General features: G+C 51.3%; 18 protein-coding genes. 4 read left to right on the top strand and 14 right to left on the bottom strand.

Translation table 11 applies throughout. From position 1 onward, the window contains the following. Positions 1–3: 3 nt before the first annotated feature. From ACFFJP_RS07010 to ACFFJP_RS07000, 3 genes are all read right to left on the bottom strand, one after another. Entirely contained in the window at positions 4–1,191 is a 1,188-nt protein-coding gene (locus ACFFJP_RS07010) for a hypothetical protein (RefSeq protein ID WP_377241842.1), read from the bottom strand. Further along, a complete protein-coding gene (locus ACFFJP_RS07005; RefSeq protein ID WP_377241840.1) occupies positions 1,163–1,567 on the bottom strand; it encodes a type 2 periplasmic-binding domain-containing protein in 405 nt (134 codons plus the stop codon). The genes ACFFJP_RS07010 and ACFFJP_RS07005 overlap by 29 nt, the downstream gene beginning before the upstream one ends. Positions 1,568–1,802: 235 nt before the next feature. Beyond that, a complete protein-coding gene (locus ACFFJP_RS07000; RefSeq protein WP_377241838.1) occupies positions 1,803–3,584 on the bottom strand; it encodes a choice-of-anchor I family protein in 1,782 nt (593 codons plus the stop codon). 217 nt (positions 3,585–3,801) lie between these two features. Here ACFFJP_RS07000 and ACFFJP_RS06995 point away from each other — a divergent pair, with 217 nt between their 5' ends. Next, positions 3,802–4,647, top strand: a complete 846-nt coding sequence (locus tag ACFFJP_RS06995) for an HDOD domain-containing protein (protein WP_377241836.1) — start codon at positions 3,802–3,804, stop codon at positions 4,645–4,647. A gap of 59 nt (positions 4,648–4,706) precedes the next feature. On the opposite strand, the gene ACFFJP_RS06990 is transcribed toward ACFFJP_RS06995, so the two are convergent. The 7 genes from ACFFJP_RS06990 to ACFFJP_RS06960 all read right to left on the bottom strand — a co-directional run bounded on the left by ACFFJP_RS06990 (position 4,707) and on the right by ACFFJP_RS06960 (position 14,612). Beyond that, positions 4,707–6,893 (bottom strand): S46 family peptidase, encoded by a 2,187-nt coding sequence (locus tag ACFFJP_RS06990; protein WP_377241834.1) that lies wholly within the window; start codon positions 6,891–6,893, stop codon positions 4,707–4,709. 130 nt (positions 6,894–7,023) lie between these two features. Further along, the gene (locus ACFFJP_RS06985) at positions 7,024–9,033 is read right to left on the bottom strand and encodes a methyl-accepting chemotaxis protein (protein ID WP_377241832.1); all 2,010 of its coding nucleotides are present in this window, start codon (positions 9,031–9,033) and stop codon (positions 7,024–7,026) included. 12 nt (positions 9,034–9,045) lie between these two features. Continuing rightward, on the bottom strand, positions 9,046–10,008 hold the full coding sequence (locus ACFFJP_RS06980) for a carbohydrate porin (RefSeq protein WP_377241830.1): 963 nt from the start codon (positions 10,006–10,008) through the stop codon (positions 9,046–9,048). Positions 10,009–10,211: 203 nt separating this feature from the next. Next, positions 10,212–11,213 carry a hypothetical protein gene (locus ACFFJP_RS06975; RefSeq protein WP_377241827.1) on the bottom strand — a complete coding sequence of 334 codons (1,002 nt, stop codon included), beginning with the start codon at positions 11,211–11,213 and terminating at the stop codon, positions 10,212–10,214. Positions 11,214–11,217: 4 nt separating this feature from the next. Next, positions 11,218–12,822, bottom strand: coding sequence for a peptide MFS transporter (locus ACFFJP_RS06970; protein ID WP_377241825.1), 1,605 nt, complete (start codon positions 12,820–12,822; stop codon positions 11,218–11,220). A gap of 343 nt (positions 12,823–13,165) precedes the next feature. Beyond that, positions 13,166–14,353, bottom strand: a complete 1,188-nt coding sequence (locus tag ACFFJP_RS06965; protein ID WP_377241823.1) for a GGDEF domain-containing protein — start codon at positions 14,351–14,353, stop codon at positions 13,166–13,168. Positions 14,354–14,435: 82 nt separating this feature from the next. Beyond that, positions 14,436–14,612, bottom strand: coding sequence for an oxidoreductase-like domain-containing protein (locus tag ACFFJP_RS06960; protein ID WP_377241821.1), 177 nt, complete (start codon positions 14,610–14,612; stop codon positions 14,436–14,438). Positions 14,613–14,647: 35 nt separating this feature from the next. On the opposite strand from ACFFJP_RS06960, the gene ACFFJP_RS06955 reads away from it, so the two are divergent. Further along, positions 14,648–14,977 (top strand): MGMT family protein, encoded by a 330-nt coding sequence (locus ACFFJP_RS06955; protein ID WP_377241819.1) that lies wholly within the window; start codon positions 14,648–14,650, stop codon positions 14,975–14,977. A 2-nt stretch (positions 14,978–14,979) separates the two neighbouring features. Here ACFFJP_RS06955 and ACFFJP_RS06950 read toward each other — a convergent pair whose 3' ends face one another. The 4 genes from ACFFJP_RS06950 to ACFFJP_RS06935 form a co-directional block, all read right to left on the bottom strand. Beyond that, positions 14,980–15,876, bottom strand: a complete 897-nt coding sequence (locus ACFFJP_RS06950) for a DMT family transporter (RefSeq protein WP_377241816.1) — start codon at positions 15,874–15,876, stop codon at positions 14,980–14,982. Positions 15,877–15,989: 113 nt separating this feature from the next. Beyond that, positions 15,990–17,273 carry a cyclic di-GMP phosphodiesterase gene (locus tag ACFFJP_RS06945; protein WP_377241814.1) on the bottom strand — a complete coding sequence of 428 codons (1,284 nt, stop codon included), beginning with the start codon at positions 17,271–17,273 and terminating at the stop codon, positions 15,990–15,992. Between the two features lie 136 nt (positions 17,274–17,409). Continuing rightward, positions 17,410–18,021 (bottom strand): HAD family hydrolase, encoded by a 612-nt coding sequence (locus ACFFJP_RS06940; RefSeq protein WP_377241812.1) that lies wholly within the window; start codon positions 18,019–18,021, stop codon positions 17,410–17,412. A gap of 14 nt (positions 18,022–18,035) precedes the next feature. After that, entirely contained in the window at positions 18,036–18,959 is a 924-nt protein-coding gene (locus tag ACFFJP_RS06935; RefSeq protein WP_377241809.1) for a LysR family transcriptional regulator, read from the bottom strand. 169 nt (positions 18,960–19,128) lie between these two features. On the opposite strand from ACFFJP_RS06935, the gene ACFFJP_RS06930 reads away from it, so the two are divergent. Beyond that, positions 19,129–19,584, top strand: coding sequence for a DoxX family protein (locus ACFFJP_RS06930; protein ID WP_377241807.1), 456 nt, complete (start codon positions 19,129–19,131; stop codon positions 19,582–19,584). A 72-nt stretch (positions 19,585–19,656) separates the two neighbouring features. Further along, positions 19,657–20,361: a pirin family protein gene (locus tag ACFFJP_RS06925; RefSeq protein WP_377241805.1), complete on the top strand. Its 705-nt coding sequence runs from the start codon at positions 19,657–19,659 to the stop codon at positions 20,359–20,361. Positions 20,362–20,397 lie beyond the last annotated feature (36 nt).

Raw genomic sequence — 20,397 nt, 5'->3', positions numbered from 1 at the left:
GGATCAGAACCAATACATCAGTTGGACCGCCCACAAATCGTGGTTCCGGCTCCGGTTAATCTCAATAGCAGGCACCACATTGGGTCCAAGCCGCCCGGTACCGGTGATCCAGTGATATTCCAGTTTCAGCCGTAACTGTTTGGCCAGATCCTGTGTCAAGCCTAAGCCCCAGTCGCGCTGATAACCAAAATAGCGTGGGATCAGCCCGCCTGATTGCAACGGGAGCAAGGCGCCACCGCGGTCGTCTTTATTCGCGGTATACCAGTCGTAACTGGCATACAGGCGGGTACTATCCGACCAGTTGTAGCTACCAAGTAAAAATGCACCTTGTGCAAATTGATTGCGCTCATACACTGGCAGATAAAAGCCGCTGGCGTGCACCCGCTCTTGCACTAACTCACTGGACAATTCCCACAATTCAGCACTATAACGCCAATTTGCCATCACCCTTTGGACGGTAAAATCTCCGTCAAAAAACATATCAACCGGCGCCCGGCGATAGCTGAAATCAGAATCCAGTAACGAAATCCCCCACTGCATCTGACTGTCAGCCGGGCGGAAAAACACTGTGGCCTGATGAACGAATTTTTGCTTGGTGTCGCCCTGAATTTGCGTGGCGATCACACGCTGGCTCATCTCGCGGTTAATTGGAGTGGCGCCATAACTCCAGATAAATTCCAGCTCCCCGAACGTGGTGCTGTTGGTCGATTGCAGCGCCAGACCATCCGAGCCAACAGCGATATCGCGAAAGGCATCAAAATACACCGACTGCGGCAATACGATCATCGGACGCGTCAGCGCGACGTCGCGGGTGCTCGAATATAACCAATGCATGTTTTTAAACCGACCGGCGTACAGATTCAGCTGCCAATCGAAGTTATTGACTGCGGTCCAGTTCAGAAACAGATAATCGAGGCGCCAACCCGTGGCATAGCGATTCCCCCCATCCAGATACATCACCTGACCCGACAAACGCCAATCCGGACTGAGTTTATAACTGCCGTTCAGACCCAGTTCGGTCAGATCGGTGCTGATGCCGCCGTCGTCATTCACAAAGTTGCTTTGTTCGGCTTGCATCAGCCCTTGTGCGACAAAACCATGCCACTGCCAGCTATCCGCAGCAGATGCAGAAAAAGCGCCGCACAGTGCCAGCAGGCCGCTGCTAAGGCTTAATTGGAATGACTTTAACACCCTGAGTTTCATCCTGTTTCTCGATATAACCTATGGCACCGGGCGTCGCGGCAATCGCCTGCAGCATCGCCTGTTGATCCTGTAATTCGGTTGGGGGCGTTCCTGTCCCGGAATACGTCAGTTTTTGCCATACCCGTTCCAGCTGATAAGGGAACAGCTGGAGCTGGTCACGACAGAATTGCAGATTAGCCGCAGAACGCGGCGCTAATGTAAACACACGGATGGCGACGCCATCAGGCCAAACCACCTGACGCATCAGATAAATACTGCGCAATTGCGCCTGAGACAATGCGTCCACCTGCACTGAAGGATGGGCAATGACCTGAACTTGTGGCGTCAGCGGGTCAGCAGACACCCCAGGCAGACACAACAACATGCAAAAAACCAGAAATAACCTTTTCACAATGTCCTTCTGTGCTGAACGGATCGGCAGTTCAGGTTGAGTCCGCTAACGAAAGGCAATACAGCCGAGTATAGCCGACCTGTTTAAAAAGCAAAAAAGAATGCCAGAAAAACAATAGTTTACACAAAATTATCATTTACGGAAGTTGCTTGGTGCTGAAAATAATTCAGGCCGGCAATGCCGGCCCGAATTCAAGCAAAGATCAAGATCAGACTTTAGGGGTCAGTTCAAATACCGTTAACGTACCACTGACTTCATTGGCCATCAGCAGCAATGGTTTGCCCGTCGGGCTATTGGCTGCCGGTACAAAAGCCAGCGATTCCGGGCCTAAATCACCAGCCTGTGCCACGTTGCCGGTCACCACGGCCGGCACTTTGTCATCATTGATGTTATAGATCGCATTCAGATCACGGTTATAGCTGTAATCGACAAACTGTGGTGCATACGGATTAGAAATGTCATAGACATAGATGCCACTCATCCGTTCAGTACCGACAAATGCATATGTGCGGCCATTGATCTGACCCAGCGCCAAGGCTTCAGGTTCGGGACCTTTATCGTCGGAACGGTTGTCACCTTCGACGGTCAGGTGGTTCGAATTAAATTTATCGCCATGCACACCGGCAGCAATGCGTTCTAAATCATTGCCACTGTCAAATACCTGCTGACCATTTTGATCCCAGATACTAAAAGATCGGGCGCCATAGGCATATAAAGCATCATATTCACCAGAAGCGTTCAGCCCAAGCGCGGTAGTGACGTTCAGCCGGCCTAATACATCGGCATTGTATGGCTGACGAGCGCTCAGTGCTGCAGAACGTTTTAACGCTGATACCCGTTTTTGCTCAGAAAAACCAGCCCAATCCCGCGCATCCCCTTCATTAGCGCTGACATAAAAAGCGCCGCCCTGCCAGCCGTAACTTTGTAAGGTATCTGGCTGATACATACCAAATAATCCAGGAACAGTCTGCATGTTCACGCCATCTTTATTACTGACGTCCAGGCTGTTTTTCGCCAGGCTATAGTCTTTAAAGCCCAGTGGCAGAATTTTATCGAGCTTGGCAGCAGCCAGGTCAACCACCGCTACCGCGTTGTTTTCCTGCAATACCACCCAGGCTTTTTTCAGGTCAGGGCTAAAAGCGATATATTCCGGTTCCAAATCCTGCGCCACTGTGGTGCTGGCCGGACCGGCAAATTTCACGCCTTTTGCTGCCAGACTGGCTTTGTCGCCATTCAGTGCACTGAAGCTGACCGTTTTAGCTTGTGTTGCGGCAACGGCATTCGTGAGGCTGATCAGTGAGACTGACCCTTCAGGATCCGCGCTGTAGTCACTGGCAGGTTCACCTTCATTGGCTACTAATAACCATTTACCGTCGCTACTGAACGTCAGCATATCAGGCTGGGCACCGACCCGGATCGCCTGTTTTAACAACGGAGCGCCTTGGCTCAGATCATAAATCAGCGCCACACCGGCTTCAGTGCGGTTTTTATTTTCAACTGCCACGGCCAGCAACTGGCCCTGAATACTGATGGAATTAGCAAAACCCAGCGTTACCGTTTCATCCTGATCTGCACTGTTACGCACAGTGGCGGTCGCTGGCAAGGTCAGTGGTTGACTAGTCAAATTGCTCGCGGTCAGTGGGTCTGATAAAGCCTGGCTTTTTATATTGGCGCCATCCAGCACTTCGATGCGGTTGGCGGCACCGTTCACAACAAATATCCGCTTGGAAGGTGCATGAAACGCGGTAATTTCCGCAGCGCCGGCGCCATAACTGCCAGTGACATAACGGGCAACAGGCAGCAATTGCATGCCGTTCGGTGCATTCTGACCATTACTGCCATTCGCGCCAGATGGGCCTGTCGCGCCGGTTTGGCCAGTTTGGCCGGCAGCGCCAGCGGCCCCATCCACACCATTTTTACCGTCCAGATCACAGCCGCTCAGCGCCACTGATACCAGCAACGCCGCTACAGAAACTTTTAACGCCTTCATGTTTTTACTCCAGAGACTTAAAAAAACAAGACGTTAGCGATTTGGGATGACAGCGGTGTGAAAATGGCATGGCAATCTGATGACAGCAGTATCAGCAAGCGGCTACTTTGTCCGCCGGCGAAAAAAAAAACGGGAAATACGTTTTTCCCCCTTGTAAATCAGCGCCAGAAGGCAACACTAGTCAATGGTCATTGTTAATAAAAAAACGGAGTGGAACTTGAACGCTGCCGAATGTGCTCTTCAGGTCGGTGACATCTTTGCATTGCCTGATACCTGCCTGAAAATTAAAGAAATCATCGATGACGAGATCAGCGATATCGATGAAATTGCCGAGTTAGTATCCTACGATCCGGTGTTGTCTTCCAAGTTACTGCGTCTGGCGAACAGCGCACTGTATAATTTTCCAAAACAAGTCGAGTCGGTACAAAAAGCGGTGCAGGTGCTGGGGGAAACCCAGGTGTATAACCTGGTCGTTGCCAGTGGTGCAGCCGAAGCATTTGCGACGCTAAAGCCTGATGTGATTGCACTGGACAAGTTCTGGGAGCACAGCATCAATACCGCTTTGATTGCCAAACATCTGGCGTTTCATTTGGGCGTGAAAAAGGATGAACCCATTTATTTGTCCGGTTTGTTACATAACCTTGGCGAGCTGGTCGTCGTACAGGTGAAACCAGAGGTCGCCCAAATCTGCGGTCAGTATAAAAAAGGCGTCAAACCCTGGACGAAACAGCAGGCATTGTTGGGGTTCAGCTACGTCGACTGCACTGTTGAACTGCTGAAACATTGGCAGTTACCGGAGCGGATCATTCAGCCGTTAAAACAACTGAATCAGCCCGAATACTCCGCAGCGAACAAAGTGAGTCTGATTTTGCATCTGTCCAGCTGTTTGGCGCTGAGTGAAGCCAATCCCGATGTTTTTCAGCTGCATGATCTGGTCGATAAACAAATCATGGAAGTGTTGGGACTTAGCAAAGACGATTTACATGACGCCAGCAGTTTTGCCTTCTTAGAAGGTATGTCGATTTTGAGCCTGCTCAATCCGGCCTTATTCAGTATTTTTTGATTAAACACAACGGGCAGCGTTGATGCTGCCCGTTGTGTCATGCTCAGTTAACGACGATGTCAGTCGCGTACGATTGTCATTTCATCCAGCAGATTTTGTGCGCCATCCACATATTGCATCATCCACAACACAAAGCGGATATCCACATGGATAGCCCGGGTGATCGCCGGGTTGAAGTACCAGTCTTTACTGATGGATTCGTAAGTCGAATCAAAATTCAGTCCGATCAATTCACCTTTGCCATTCATCACCGCAGAACCTGAATTGCCGCCAGTGGTATCAGCGCTCGACAGGAAATTCAGCGGGACTGAGTTAAACGGCAGGGCCGGCGTTGCGCCTAAATCGGCATAATAATAACCGTCATACTGTTTGGCCTGATAAGCCTGCACCAACTTCGCTGGTAACTGAAACACTCCTGTTGGCTGCTGTTTGGCGATCATGCCGCGCACCGATGTAAATGGCGTTTTATAGACACCATCGGCCGCCGGATAACCGTCAACATGGCCATAAGTGATCCGCAGTGTGCTGTTGGCATCCGGGTACACCGGCTTGCCTTTGCTCTGGTTGAAGGCAATTACTGCCTGCATATAAGCCGGACGGGTGTTTAACAACGCGCCCTGAATAGCTTTTTGTTGCTGCTCCAGCGCAATTTGCTGCTGATAGACTGCCACCGCAGCTTTGATAAAGGGGTCGTTACTTGCCGCAAATTCAGCCGGTGTTTTGTCGAGCCAGGCCAGGCGGCCTGCACCAGTGCCCAATGTTGTCTTGTCATACCAAGGTTGCAGCGTGGCACTAATTTGTGCTGCGGTCATGCCCGGCACTAAGCCTAAAGCATCATCCAATGCTTTGATCCGCAGCACAGGTTTTTGCTGCAGATAAACCGCTAGCTGCTGACTCCATAACGCTAAATCGACGCTTGGAGCAAAGCTGGTATCCAAACGTTTCAGCCGGCCTTGCCACATCTTCAGGTCGCGTTGCTGATAACCCAGCTCGCGTTCGGCATCTGGTTTTTGCCGCTCTTGCGCTAACCGATACAGATCCTGCGCAGCTTTCAGTAAATCGCTGCGTTTAGCATTGTCAAAATACCAGGTCTGCTGCTGGTACTGTTGCTCAGCACTGACCACTTCTTGCAGTGCTGCCAGCGCTTTTTGATGGACTTTACGGCTGCTGTCTGCCGCGATCCAGGCCGCCAGTTCCTGCTGCTGTTGTTGTTTGATGGCATGAATATCGGTGACTTTAAAGCCATCGAGCAGGCCCTGCATTTTTTTCATCCGGTTGTTGTAGCCTTTGACCACTGAGGCATACCGCACCTGTAGCGCTGGATCTTTGGCACCGAACGCATCGATGGTTTGGATCATCTGCGAGAAAGTGGTTACGCTCGCCGGGTACTGCCAATCGCGGGCAAAGGCAATCTCCTCCGCCAGACGGTAACGACTAGTCTGGCCCGGATAGCCGGCCAGTAAAATGCCATCGCCGGCTTTCACCCCAGAGGCATTGATTTTTAAGTGAAACTTCGGTTGGTATGGCACATTGTCTTTCGCAAAAGGTGCTGGTTTGCCATCCTTACCAACATATCCACGTAGAAACGAATAATCACCGGTGTGGCGCGGATATTCGTAGTTGTCGATATCACCACCAAAGTTACCGACAGATTCAGACGGCGCATAGACCAGGCGCACATCCTGGATCATCAGCTGTTTAATCAGAAAAAATTGCAGGCCATGATGAAAACTGACCACGTTGCAGCGATAGTTGGCATCGCTTTCACAGGCTTGGATCAACTGTTTGCGGTTATTTTCAATCGCTTCAAAACGAGCCAGATCGGTCAGTTTTGCCGTTAAAGCACCGCTGACTTTCGCCGTCACGTCTTCGACCAGCTCTGTCACATACAAACGTTCAGACGGACCAGCCGGTAGCTCTTCAGCCTGCGTTTTCGCCAAAAAACCATTGGCAATCAGGTTGTTTTCCGCGGTGGAATTCTGCTGGATAGCGCCATAAGCACAATGGTGATTGGTCACGACCAAGCCTTGCGGCGAGACAAAAGACGCCGAACAATATCCGAGGCTGACAATGGCATTCATCGGATATTTGCTTAAATCGGCTAAATCGGCGGCAGGTACTGAGATACCGCGGGCGCTGAGTTGTTGTTGGAGTTGTGGCAGTTGATATGGTTGCCATTGCCCTTCGTCAGCAATAGCCGCGACACTGCATAGCAGTGCCGCCGGAAACAGCGTGTACTTATACATCAGAAATATCCGTGACTGGAAAAACCTTTAGCCTATAACTCTGTCCTCTGCCCTGCAAGCAGCGACTCAGGCTGGCGCGCTGAACCGACCAGCAAAAGCGTTCTGCCGCGCAATCTGCTGTACCCTCCGCTCAGAAGCGGAACTGTGCCACCAGGCGGTTTAAATCCTGCGCCCGGCCTTGCATTCCATCAATGAGCTGTAATGCGCTCCCCGCCTCATGACTGGAGTTAGATGCCAGCGACGCCACTTCACGGATTTGACCAAGCATCTGACTGAGCGTTTGTGCTTGCTCAGTCGTGGCATTAAACATCCGGTTGATTTGCTCAACAACCGATTTAATCTGGTCCTGTACCGAAGCTAATGCGGTGCCAGATTCTTCACAGGCCTGCATACTCTGATCGGCCAGCACGACCGATTGCTGCATTTGCTGATGTGACAAACGGGTTTCCTGCTGAATTTCAGCAATAACAGCAGAGATCTCCCTCGAAGACGATTCAGCCCGCTGCGCAAGGTTGCGCACCTCTTCAGCGACCACGGCAAAACCACGACCTTGTTCACCCGCGCGCGCCGCTTCAATCGCCGCATTCAATGCCAGCAAGTTGGTTTGCTCGGCGATCCCGCGGATCACACCGACTATCTGATCAATTTTCTCCGCTTTGGCGGTCAGTTGCTGCAACGCATTAGCAGACTGATGCACGGTGTCACTCATTTGCTGCATTTGGCTGATAGTGCCGTGAATGGCGGCATTGCCCTGCAATACTGCACTTGAAGTTTGTTCTGACTGTTTCACGACGATGCCACAACTGTTCGCAATATCCTGTGCCGAATGATCAAGTTGCTGCATCGCACTGGCAAGGCCGGCACTATGATGCTCAGTATCTTCCGCCTCCTGCTTCAAGTGCTGCGACAGATGCTGGCTTTGCGCACTGGCATCAATGAGTACCTGTGCACTTTGGTGGATATCCTGCACTATGTGCTGAATTTTGCTGGCGAACACATTAAAGTTCTCGGCGATCCGGCCCAGCTCGTCATCGCTTTTGACTTCCAGCCGCCGGGTCAGATCACCATCCCCACTAGCGACGTCGTGCAGATTTTTCGCGACCTGATGTAACTGCGCTAGCATGCCCCGACGCACGTAGGTCCCAATCAGGATCAGCAGGATGAGTGTCACACCACCAGTAGTCAGCAAGAGTTTGGCGACATAACCGGCCGTTTCAGGCCCCTGCGCCACAATTTTTGACGTACTGGCATCCAGCGACTGTTGCAGATTGTGTAAAGCGTTGACTAACGACGCGCTGTGCTGTCGGTACTCTGCCTGCTGTTTCTGCAGCTGTACTAAGGCATCCAATGTCAATTTGATCTGCTGTTTGTGTTGTTCAAATAACTGCAGATAGGTATCGCCCAAGGTGCCGTCGCCAAAACGTGGTGGCGCCGGAATGGCAAATAAACCGGTCGCGACCAGACCATCCACCGCTTCTTGCTGGAAAGCAATGGAGTCATCCAGCTCTTTAACCAGTTCGGCTTTTGGCCCCCGCCGTTTGATTTGCTCCAGAAAATACAACTGCCGGAAAAAGCCGATATTGGCTTCCATCCCGCCATCAGCAGCGTCCCATTTACGTTGTAGCCCGCCCTCCCAGGTGATGGGCTGACGTGGTGCTTTTATCAGCGTTTCAACCTGACTATCGCCGACTTCTTCGACGATTTCGCCGATATCAACAATTTGCGCCACAGTCTTATCCAGACCATTCGACTGCTGTAAATAACTGGCAAAGCGCTGACTCAGTTGCTGCTGCGCCGCAATAAATTGCGCGAGTGTCGTTTGCAGCGTGTTTAGCCGCCCAGGCTCCGGGAGCGGATTTGCAGCCAACTTATCGATCACCTCAGACAGGTCTTTTTCTCTTTGTCCAACCGCGGTGTTATCAATCGGCAGACCCTGTAACATTTGCTCCATGGCAAAGAGTTGTTCATCGACCAAAGCGACTGCATTGCCTGATTGTTCCATCGCCGGCCAGGCTTGTTGAACTGTGCGTGTCAGCACTTGTCCTTGCTGCTGATTGCCCCACCAGCCAACACCGGCAACCGCGACAAACAGGCCAAAAATCAGCCACAGCCCCCAATTCGCTTTGTCCCGCAACGTCATGTCTATCTCCCTTCAGAATTGCGTCATCAGTCGCAGCGTCGCGACCAGGCTATGGTCGAGCGCTGGATCGATATGATGTACCCATTGCAGCACTGGCTGCAGTTGTACTTGCGGCGTCACAGCCCACTGCCAATACCCTTCAATCATCTGCTCAGATTGCCGGTCCTGCGCAGTCACAGTACTGTGCATCAGGCCTAACTGGTGTCCGGCAACCGGCAACTCCCACACCAGCCCCAACATGCGGTGTTGATGCAATACATCGACATCGTCATTGAGCCCGGACCAGACCGCAAACAGCGTGATTTGATCACTAACCTGCTGCTGATGATTCAGATACCAACCAGAAATGGCTCTTAACTGCAGATCATTGAGGGTGGTCCAGTCACCGTGGTGGTGCCAATAACCGTACGAAGTGCGGCTTTGAGCCGTCACATAACGACCTTCGGCCACCATAAACTGCGAAGAAAAATTGGTATGGTCTTGCCCGGCGAATAACCCCGCCATCCACTGAAACCCCTGTGCAGGTTCGTAAAACACACTGCAGGATGCGGCTGGGTCGTAATAAGTTGGCAGCGCTATAGCTGTTGGTGTAATGCCCAAAGGCGGTGAAATAAAGCCGCCGGCGACGGGGACAAAGGCAAACTCCAGATTGGCGTCTACTTGTCCGCACTTCAATCGGGTTTCATCAGTAAATTTGTACTGCAGATAGAGTTCGTAAATCTTGCTGAAATGTTCGGCATCGATATTAGAGATGCCCTGCACATTACCGGTGAGTAGTTCACCGTTGCGGCCACGAAATGCTTTTAGATTGCCTGCGACCAACCACTGTGGCCCAGTCTCCAGTTGCCAGTCCCACGTGAATAGAGCCCTGGAAGCCTGTGATGCCTGGTCCTCAAAGCCGGATAACCAAGAATTGTCGTTAATGATGCTGAACTGCTGATTAAAGTCAGCCGCCACAGAGGTGCAGGATACCAACCAACAGCTCCATGCCAGATAGGATTTGCATGTCAATTTGCGCCCTCCATGTCCCGCTTTTCACAAAGGTATAGGAAGGTGAATGCACTCTGTCAAAGTACTGATAGAAAAAACAAAAAACCGGCTTTCACCGGTTTTTCTCTGGACATATCTGGATTCTGGGTCTACTGAACGGGCTAGTTTGGAAGCCGATCACACTGCGATTATTGGCCGGCAGGCGCCTGTTTGCGGGTGAAATCCGGTAACGACGGCGAACCACAAGCACGAACCTGATAACGGTAGCCATAGGGTCGTTTGCCGTCTGGTGTGATGACCAGGACTTCATAGTCATTCAGATGCACCAAGTGTTCGTCGCCTTGCAACAAGCACTGCGATTTACCGAGGCTTTCCACCTGATATAAAAACCAGGCGACGGTTTTATTAATCCAGGGCACTTCCGGGTTAAAACCCCGGATCCCCGAAGACTCAGGACCAAACAGATTAATATTCAGATCTTCAGGTTCAGCAAGATTCGGCGTATCGGTAGTCCCCGGCATCACCACTGACGACGGTGCAGCATCCTCTGACTGAAACATCTGCAAGGCTGCAGTATTACCGGTCAGATAACCAGTCATCGCCGCCGCCATATACATAAAGACTACCGGCAAAAAGCACAGCCGCGCCATCAAAGACAGCTTTGGATAGCTGCCATTTAAAATGTGATGGCTTCGCACGCCAAGTGGCCTTAGCATCAGCAACAACATCACTTTAATGGTGTGCAACAACAGGTATAACGTCAGCAATGCAAAAGCCAGTAAGAAACTCCAGAACGGCGCCAGTAACATCAGGGTCAGGTTGACGCTAAAAGGCACCACTTCGGGGCGCACACCAATCAGGTTGTTGACGGAACTGTCAGCCAGCGCAAAACAAAAATTAGCTAACACGGCATAACAAACCAGAATAAAAGCCTTGCCCGGCAGGCTATGCCAAATCCGCACAAATCCTTGCCAGATATCACTAATCACGGCGCCAAACAGTGTCACACCCAGCAGACCCAACAACAGGGGTTGTGTGCTGAATGTGCCAAGCCAGCCAACGACCAATAAAGCAGACAACAAATAACAACGCTGCGCCAGGTCAAGCTGCTGCCAAATATGTGCACATCGACTGCGCCAACCTAACAGCTGCTGCACAGCTTTGTCCTGCCAGATGATTAGCTGCTGCATCGGTTTAGCCCTGTGTTTGCTGGGCGCGGCGGATCAAACCGGTCAGTACTGGTGACAACACAAACATCAATAACGCCGAGCCAAGACCCACCCAGCCTAAAGTGGCAAATACACTGGCGTAGATATTCAGTGCATCCGGCACAGCAGTACCTGCCGGCATTGACGCTAAGGCACCAAAACGGCCGGCGATCATTTCACCAAAGGCCGATGCCAGGAACCAGACGCCCATCATCAGACTGACCACCCGCGCCACGGATAACGCCGTCACCGCCGATAGGCCAATCGGCGATAACGCCATCTCACCAATTACCAAGACAAAATACGCCAGAATAAACCACCAGAAGCCAGCCAGTCCGCTCTCCAGCGGATTCAGCGCAGCATATTGCAGAATAAAATGGGCCAGGCCTGCACATAACAACGCCACGCCAAACTTATTCGGCGCGGACGGATTCCAACCTTTGCGGTCCAGCCATGGCCATAACCAGGCAAATGGGAACGCCAGCAGTACAATAAAAAACGACGCAACAAAGGTCAGTTGTGACGAATTAAACGCAAAGCTGAACAAGCCTAAATCAAAAGTCGGGCTTTCCATTACCCGATCTGAATACGCCAGCCAGCTGCCATAAGTTTGTTCATACAGGCCCCAGAACACCGCAGAAATGGCGGTTAACACCATCAACATGATCATGTTGGCGCGTTCCAGCGCGTTACACTGGATGAAAATAAACTTAAACCACCAGACCATCAGTACCAGCGTCAATGCCACCGCAACTACTTCAGTTGCGGTGATTTCAGCACCTGGCGCCATACCGAGCAAAGTGCCTAAAGCGCCAAAGTCGATACTGATCTGCAGGATCTGCTGTACAGCAGCCACGCCAACTAATGCCAGCAGATAAATCAGCGTTTCACGGCGAACACCACCTACTTTTTCCGTCAACAGCGCTGGGTTTGCCGGCTCTGCCTGGCCGTGGAAATGTTTTGAGCCTTTTAAAAACACCACCAGGCCGAGTAATAAACCGATACCGGCCGAGCCAAAGCCATATTCCCAGCCATAAGCAATACCAATCCAACCGACAAATAAACTGGAGAAAATTGCGCCTAAGTTGATGCCCATATAAAACAGCGTAAAGGCAGAATCGCGGCGGGGGTCACTATCGATATAAAGTCGGCCGACGATTGTGGAGATATTCGGTTTAAGGAAACCAACCCCTACTGCAACCAATGCCAACGATGCGTACATCACTTGCAATGCAACTAAATCGGCACCGTTTTCGGCGCTGGCCTGAGTGCCTTTGTACGCCATACCTAACATGCCGACAGCCATCAGCGCGCCGCCAAAAGTCACCGCTTTTCGCATGCCGAGGTATTTATCCGCCAGCAAACCACCGACCACCGGCAGCGCATAGGCAAGCCCGGCGTAAGTCCCGAGCAGCAGATAACCATTTTTATCGCTGAATAAATGATGTTGTGTCAGATAGAGAAATAGCAGCGCTTTTAAGCCATAAAAGGCAAAACGCTCCCACATTTCAGTAAAAAAACAGACAAAGAGTCCGACCGGATGGCCCAGCCATTGTTTTTGGCCAGCCAGCACGTCATGTGTTGAGGTCATAGGGATCCCGGAATTGATTGTTATCGTTATATAGGGCGTGTTGATGTTTGGTGTTTGTTTTTGCAGCAGTTTGGCAGCTTTTTATGCAAGGCAGTGCGAGAGCCGTGTAGTTATTCTACACAAACGAGCACTAACGCAGCAGAAAGAGCAGCCAAACGCTGCCCTGCGGGTTCGTTTGGTGGCGCTTTGGGCTTTGTCACTCGTTGCTCACATAGAATAACTATGCCACGCGCCTCGTTTCGCGCCCAAAACGCCACCAACTCGAACAAAACCAAACAACCAAACGTCAACACGCCCTAGCGCCGGATGCGGCATGCGCTGTACTATACCATGCTGAAATGATTTAGGAAGTGGCGCCCAGACTGTCTAAAACGACCGTGTCGCGGCCATTTGCTTTGGCCTGATACAAAGCTAAATCAGCCCGGTGTACACAATGATCAATGTCCTGACCGGCGTGTAATGCAGCTACACCATAACTGGCGCGCACGGCCAGTTCTTCGCCTTCATAGAGCAGCGGCGACTGTCGTAACAGCGCCTGAAACTGTTGAAGCAGTGGCAATGTCTGCGCCGGTGTATACCCCGGCAATACCAGCAAAAACTCTTCACCGCCATAACGCACAATCAGATCTGTGTTACTCAGCAGCTGGCGTAACAAGGCAGCGAAATGGCGTAACACCGCGTCGCCGGCCTGATGGCCATAGCGGTCATTCAGTTGTTTAAAATGATCGATATCCAGCAGCACCAGACTGATGTTTTCTCCCGCCCCCACCCGCTGTTGAAACAGTGGCGCAACTTTAAAAAAGTAGCGCCTATTGCTGCTTTGCGTCAGTTTATCGGTATTGGCGTCACTTCGAAGTTTATCAATCAAATCATAAATATAAGATATTGCGAGCCCACCAATGCACAAGGTTTCCAACGTCAGGGTCACCAGTGTCATCACCATCAGCTGGCCTTGCTGGTCGGGTTTGAGTAAATAACCGAAGATTGGATACAACAGCGGGATCAACAACAATGCGGCTACAGTGCACAATAATAAAACACGGTCGCCGAGATTACCGGGTCTCTGTTGCTGCCGGATCAGTGAAAACGTGATCAATACCGGAATACAGAACGAGCCTAGCGCCAGTGGTAAACGAATAAAAATTTCGTTATACACCGCCGTAAACCAGAACATCGCTGCAGCTAACCCCAACACATGCAGGGCGATCCAGCCAATGACCCGCAGGCTTATCTCGAGTTGGTAGCGCAGCCGGATGCCGCAATAAAACAGATAGACGCCACATAAATACAACATGTTATTGAAAACAACAGAGAATAAATACAGGTCGATAAAACGCAGGCAATACACCAGATACGCCAGAAATTCAGTCAGGAAAAACCAGCTGAACAGCTTTAAAGCACGGCGTTGATGTGCATTCGGCTGACCAGGCAGCGAACGAATAAACAGCAGATAGGCGGTGGTCGCGATAAACAACACCAGCACACTGAACAATATGCTGCTTTGCAAAGATCCGATGTCAGCTCCCGCCATACGACAATATCCTCAAAGCCGGCGACCATCCGGCACTTGATGAACACTAATCAGGAAACCCGATTTGAGCAAGTAAAGCGGCTTATTCTGTTTCTGTTTTTGCGTCAGCACATTCTTTTTGTTGTTGCTGCCACAAAGCCATTTGCTCACGGTAATAATCCCAGACACAAGGACAGCAGCTACCGCTACCGCAACATTCATTACTGCCGGGTGGTTCCGGCTTCTCAAGCAATTTGACAGGAATAGTGGCTGCAGGCATAAAGACTCCGAAAACTTTACTGGTATCAGGTGCAGATGAACCCACATTACAGCCGGATCTGGCAGACAGTGCAACAAATCCCTGCCGGCAAGGTGGCCAGTTATGGCCAAATCGCTGATTTAGCCGGCCTACCGGGCCGCGCCCGTCTGGTAGGCAAAGCACTGGGGTATAGCCCATCGCCACTGCCCTGGTATCGGGTCGTGCGCAGTAATCTGAGTCTGGCGTTTGCGCCCGGCAGTGCGGAAGCGGCGGAACAAAGCGCGTTATTAAGGGCCGAAGGTGTATTGTTACGGGGAATTAAAGTGCCGGCGCAGTACCATTGGCAGCCAGATTTAGCTGAGTTGTTATTTAACCTGCAGTTCTGACTTCAGGCTCTTTTTGCGGGCAAGCGCCAGGCGCGTGCTAACCAGCGCAGCGGTAGTTGTGACAGAAGCATGCCGATTAACATCAGCGCACAACCGAGCAAAGCACGGGATGTCAGGGTTTCACCCAATAACCAAACCCCGCCGATAGCGGCAAACACGGTTTCCAGACTGAGAATTATGGCGGCATGGGCGGGATGCGCGCGACGTTGACCGACGATTTGCAGCGTATATGCCACACCCGTTGCGATAACACCTGCGTACAACAACGGCACGGCACAAGCAACAATAGCGGTAACGCTGATCGGCTCAAGCCAGAACCCCAGCAGCAGACTTAAAGTACCGCAGACCATAAACTGCAACATCGCCAGCAACACTGGCGTCATTTTACCGGCGAAATGATCAATCGCCAGCAAATGTGCCGCCCAGAAAAAAGCGCCGACGAACAGCAACAAGTCACCCGGATTCACGACAAAATCACTGGTTACCGACAGAAAATACAAGCCAGATAACGCAATCAGACAACCCACCCAGGTATTGGCACTGGTTTTATGCCGCAGCCATAAGCCGAGTAAAGGCACCAATACCAGATACAAGCCAGTGATAAAACCCGCTTTCGCGGCAGTGGTAAACTGCAGTGCTGCCTGTTGCAGACTGGCGCCGACAAACAATAAGAACCCAAGCGGTAACCCGGCGCGGCACATGGTTTTGATATCCGCGCCCTGCAAACCATCACAGCGTTTTTGCCACAGCAACAATGGCAATAAACTCAGCGCACCAATCAGAAACCGCACACCGTTAAAACCAAAAGGCCCCAAATTCTCCAGGCCAAGGCGCTGCGCAACAAAGCCAAAGCCCCAGATGGCTGCGGCCAGCAGTAAAAACAGATTGGATTGCAGCATCGATAGACTCCGCCGCCGGAACAGCGCTGGCAAGTATTGCAGCAGAAAATTCAGGCCTGGTTGGTATCTGGTTGGATTTCGACGAGAGGCAATAGATCAGACGAGATCTGCTGCTACTTACGTTCGTTGCCCTGAATAAAATAACTGACCTGTGCCCGCGGATTCAGATATTCGTACACGGCCTGCGGCAAGGCTGAAGGCTTTAATACTTTACTGATACTGAGTTTGCCTTCTTGCAGTGAAATAACCGGGGCTTCCAGCCTTGGGATTTGCGAGTCATACACCAGTACATTCGGATACAGCAGCTGGTCGCTGTTGACGGACATCACCAGCCCCACTCTGTCATCACTGAGCTGCACTATAGTGCCTGGCGGATATACGCCCATCATTTTGATCAACTGGCCCATTTCATTGGCACCCAATTTGCCTTTCATCGTTTTAAACAAATAAGACATCGCGTGATGCGGTGAACGTGCTTTGGTCACATCAACAGGATGGCAGAGATTATCAAACTCGTTGACCACAGCCACCACTTTGGCCATCGCATCGATCTCTGCCTCTTTGAGGCCCATTGGGTAACCGGTACCGTCCAGATATTCATGATGCTGTTCCACCACAGGCCAGGCCGTTTTTGGAAAAGATTCGGTCAGTTTCAGCAATTCGATACCATAGCGGGTATGCATTTTCAGCAGGTTCGCTTCCGGCGCGGTCAAAGCTTCAGTCTTACGCAGAATTTGCGTCGGGATCTTTAGTTTGCCAATATCGTGAAATAAAGCGCCGAGGCCGGTCAGTTTGACCTGTTCTGCAGTCATGCCGAGATTTTTCGCCAACATCATCGATAACACCGAGACGTTCAGCACATGAAAATAGATGCTTTCCTGTTCTTTGTTGGCTTGTGAAATCAGATGCAGCACTAACGAATCGGCATTGATAATGGTATCGGCGATCTGATGCACCAGCTCTGTAGCTTCATCGACCGCCTGTAAGGGCCGGCTGCCGATTTTGGACATCACATTACGCACCTGCACCATCGACTTTTCAAACGCCTTTTCGGTGCGCTGCAACTGCCGGCGCTGTTCTTTCGCCTGCTCTATCCGCTCGTTTTTTTCGCGCTCCAGCTGATAGCGTAATTCACTGGCGTGCTGGGCCAACTCTGAAGCAGGTGCAGCATCGTCATTATTTTCCACACTGCTTTTATCTGGAAAGAAATAGACAAACTCCAAATCCAACGTCTGGATAATGGCGATCTGTTCGTGATTTTCTACTTTGAATTTATTGGTCAGAAAAGGGTGCTTCATCCAGTTCACCGGTAACTGAATGAAATAACCAATTTTGACCTGAGACGGACTTATTTTCGCAACTGACACGCCACACCCTTGATTCGGCACAAAATTCATCGATGCCGGGTAGAAATGACTACTGGAACTGCACTGAGTCTAGCAATCTATCAGATAAATGTCTTTGATCTGACTGATGTTCTGCGGTTTTTACCATGTTTTACCAATAATGTGTAATTTAAATGCAAATAGTTATCTAACTAGATGTAACCGGTGTCATTTTTTGCTGATAACGCTGCGCCAGTTCAGCAAAATGCTGCAGCACAAAGTCGGCCTGATCGCGGTAGTGACCATTGTCCGGATTCAGATATAAGCAACTCGGCATACCCGCCGCACGCGCAGTACTGAGATCAAAATGAAAATCACCAATAAACAATAAGTCGGCCGGCGCTTTTTGCCAATGTCCGGCAATGATCAGTAAACCGGTCGGGTCCGGCTTGGCCGGCGCATCTTCACGCGTCAGCACCAGATCGACGGCAATGCCAAGCCGTTGCAGGCAATGCTGGGTAGCACTGCGCATATTGCGGGTCAGGATCGCCGTCGGAATTTGATATTGTTGCAACAGCGCTAACAACTCGGCCGCTCCGGGCATCCAGTCTGCGGACTGTGCCCCTGCCAGTTCAAATTGTTCAATGATGGTGACAGCACGCAGGTATTCGTTGCTGTCTGTGATCGTCGCCAGATGCTCCAGAATAGGCGTGCCAGCCGGCCAACCAAGCTGTTGACATAAGACACTAAAATCAAGCTTTGAATCGACCAGTGTACCGTCTAAATCAAAGATCACCCCTTGATGATCACCCAATTGCATCGATATTTTCCTCTTTAAGTCAGCTCGCTTTGGAATACGGCGGCCCAGTCATATTGGCTCAGTTGCTGAGTGAACCACAGGAGTGCCTGACCGGGTTGCGCCTGCCGGCGCCAGCCCAGATACATCATGGTTCCGGCCCGGGGCACCTCGCAGGCTTTATCAATCAGTGACCCCGCTTGGATCGCCTGGCTAATCAGATGCTTGGGCAAGAAGCCAACACCAAGTCCGGCCTGCTGCGCGGCAATTTTTGCCTGCATGCTGCTGACGAGTACCCGGCGGCGGCTGTCATATAAACCGGAATCGCGCGCTGGTAAATCCAGCGCAGAATCACTGACGACAATGGCGGTTTGTTGCTGTAAATCCTGCTGTGTCACCGCCCGATTCAGCTGCGCCAATTCATGATGCGGCGCTACAGCAAAGACAAAATCCATCTGCGCCATTGGCTGCAGCTGAAACTGTCCGGAGACGCCTTCGCCGGATAAACCGACGGCTATATCGGCCCGGCCACTTTGTAACGCTTCCCAACCACCGGCCATCACTTGTTCTGTCAGCATAATCTGCGTCAGCCTGCCGAGCTGATGGAACTGGTCAATCAGACTAAACAACGGCTGTAACGGCACCACTGAATCCACCGCAATCACCAGCTGACGCTCCCAGCCGGTATCGAGCTGGCGCACAGCTTCCTCTAATTGCCGGCTGGCCAGCAATAAATGCCGGCCTTGTTGTAATAACAGAGTACCAGCTTGTGTTAGCTGGGCTTTTTGCCGGCTTCGGTCAAATAATTGCACGCCAAGGTCGCTTTCCAGCCTGGCGATGGTGTAACTCAGCGCTGAAGGTACCTTATATAAGGATTCGGCGGCCGCAGCAAAACTTCCTTTACGATCAATAGCATCCAGCGCTCTAAGCGCGTCAAGGGTTAACACTGGCTGTAGCGCCATCTGCTGAACTCCTTTTATTCAAATATTTTGAACATGAGAGTCAATTTATTCCGCTTTTTTCAGAATATCAAGCCGGTTACATTTATCTCAACGCAGCAGAACGCACGCAGTAACGCAGGTAGTAACGGCGAATGCAGCAGAACCTCAACAGCATATTGGAGCAATACAAATGAAAAACTTAATCAAAACTTTCGTACAAAACACACAAGATTCAAACAACAGCATCGCCAGCCTGGCGCTGCGGGTCCCAGCCGGCATCATCTTCGCTGCACATGGCGCACAAAAACTGTTTGGCTGGTTTGGCGGTTATGGTCTGCAGGGCACTGCCGGCTGGATGGAAAGCATCGGTTTGACCCCGGGCATTCCACTGACATTAATGGCCGGTGGTGCTGAGTTCTTTGGTGGTCTGGCGTTAATCCTGGGTCTGCTCACCCGCCCGGCAGCCTTTGTGCTGGCCATCACGATGCTGGTCGCGATTTTCAGCGTGCACTTTGCCAACGGCCTGTTTATGAGCAACAACGGTTATGAATTTGCCCTGTCACTGCTCGCTATCAGCGTGGCTTTGACCTTCAGCGGCGCTGGTCGCTTTGCCATCGATAACTGGCTGGCGAAAAAACTGGCTTAAGCCGGCTCTACATACGACGGCAACCTTCGGGTTGCCTGGCTTCTCGTTAAACAGGTTTTCAGGAGTTACCTTATGATTGAATTAAGAAAATCCAGCCAACGCGGCAGTGCGAATTTTGGCTGGTTACAAAGCCGCCATAGTTTTTCCTTCGGCCGTTATTACGATCCGGCGCAAATGGGCTTCTCCGCCCTGCGCGTCATCAACGACGATCAGGTCGCGCCAGGCGCCGGTTTTGATACCCATGGCCATCGTGATATGGAAATTATCAGTCTGGTGCTGGATGGTGTCATCGCTCACCGCGATTCGACCGGTGAAGTGGCAGAACTGCCGGCCGGTGAATTTCAGCTGATGAGCGCAGGCCGTGGCATTATGCACAGTGAATTTAACGCCAATCCGGACAAAAACCTGCATTTCCTGCAGATCTGGATTGAACCGGACAGCGTTGGGGGTGAACCAGGTTACCAGCAAAAGCCGTTTGCCCAAACACCAGGTCTGACGCTGGTGGCGTCAAAAACCGGTGAAGCCGGCAGTCTGCATTTGAAACAGGATGCAAAGCTGTATCAACTCAGACTGGATGCCCAGAGTCAGTTGCAGTATCAGGCGGCTGCGGGCCGCAAACTATACGTACACTTGATTTCCGGGCCACTCAGCCTGAAAAGTGCAGACACTGAGATCACGCTGCAGGATGGCGATGGCGTGAAAATCGCCGATCTGACTGACTGGCAGTTTGTCAGTGGTACGCAACCGGTATTTGCCTTGTTGTTTGATTTACCCTAAGTCTGAAATCGCTGTCAGCAAAAAGCCCGCAAATAT

The sequence above is a fragment of the Rheinheimera tilapiae genome, from assembly GCF_042432165.1.
In the GTDB taxonomy this organism is placed as follows: Bacteria; Pseudomonadota; Gammaproteobacteria; order Enterobacterales; family Alteromonadaceae; genus Pararheinheimera; species Pararheinheimera tilapiae.
Note: the sequence above shows the minus strand (reverse complement) of the source record. Positions and strands in the feature narration are given on the sequence as shown.

Bases quoted from the DNA above. Each gene is read 5' to 3' on its own strand.
- ACFFJP_RS06965 (WP_377241823.1), bottom strand. From the start codon at position 14,353: ATGGCGGGAGCTGACATCGGATCTTTGCAAAGCAGCATATTGTTCAGT.
- ACFFJP_RS06985 (WP_377241832.1), bottom strand. From the start codon at position 9,033: ATGACGTTGCGGGACAAAGCGAATTGGGGGCTGTGGCTGATTTTTGGC.
- ACFFJP_RS06970 (WP_377241825.1), bottom strand. From the start codon at position 12,822: ATGACCTCAACACATGACGTGCTGGCTGGCCAAAAACAATGGCTGGGC.
- ACFFJP_RS06925 (WP_377241805.1), top strand. From the start codon at position 19,657: ATGATTGAATTAAGAAAATCCAGCCAACGCGGCAGTGCGAATTTTGGC.
- ACFFJP_RS06935 (WP_377241809.1), bottom strand. From the start codon at position 18,959: ATGGCGCTACAGCCAGTGTTAACCCTTGACGCGCTTAGAGCGCTGGAT.
- ACFFJP_RS06975 (WP_377241827.1), bottom strand. From the start codon at position 11,213: ATGCAGCAGCTAATCATCTGGCAGGACAAAGCTGTGCAGCAGCTGTTA.
- ACFFJP_RS07005 (WP_377241840.1), bottom strand. From the start codon at position 1,567: ATGTTGTTGTGTCTGCCTGGGGTGTCTGCTGACCCGCTGACGCCACAA.
- ACFFJP_RS06940 (WP_377241812.1), bottom strand. From the start codon at position 18,021: ATGCAATTGGGTGATCATCAAGGGGTGATCTTTGATTTAGACGGTACA.
- ACFFJP_RS06950 (WP_377241816.1), bottom strand. From the start codon at position 15,876: ATGCTGCAATCCAATCTGTTTTTACTGCTGGCCGCAGCCATCTGGGGC.
- ACFFJP_RS07000 (WP_377241838.1), bottom strand. From the start codon at position 3,584: ATGAAGGCGTTAAAAGTTTCTGTAGCGGCGTTGCTGGTATCAGTGGCG.
- ACFFJP_RS06955 (WP_377241819.1), top strand. From the start codon at position 14,648: ATGAACCCACATTACAGCCGGATCTGGCAGACAGTGCAACAAATCCCT.
- ACFFJP_RS06990 (WP_377241834.1), bottom strand. From the start codon at position 6,893: ATGTATAAGTACACGCTGTTTCCGGCGGCACTGCTATGCAGTGTCGCG.
- ACFFJP_RS06930 (WP_377241807.1), top strand. From the start codon at position 19,129: ATGAAAAACTTAATCAAAACTTTCGTACAAAACACACAAGATTCAAAC.
- ACFFJP_RS06960 (WP_377241821.1), bottom strand. From the start codon at position 14,612: ATGCCTGCAGCCACTATTCCTGTCAAATTGCTTGAGAAGCCGGAACCA.
- ACFFJP_RS06945 (WP_377241814.1), bottom strand. From the start codon at position 17,273: ATGAATTTTGTGCCGAATCAAGGGTGTGGCGTGTCAGTTGCGAAAATA.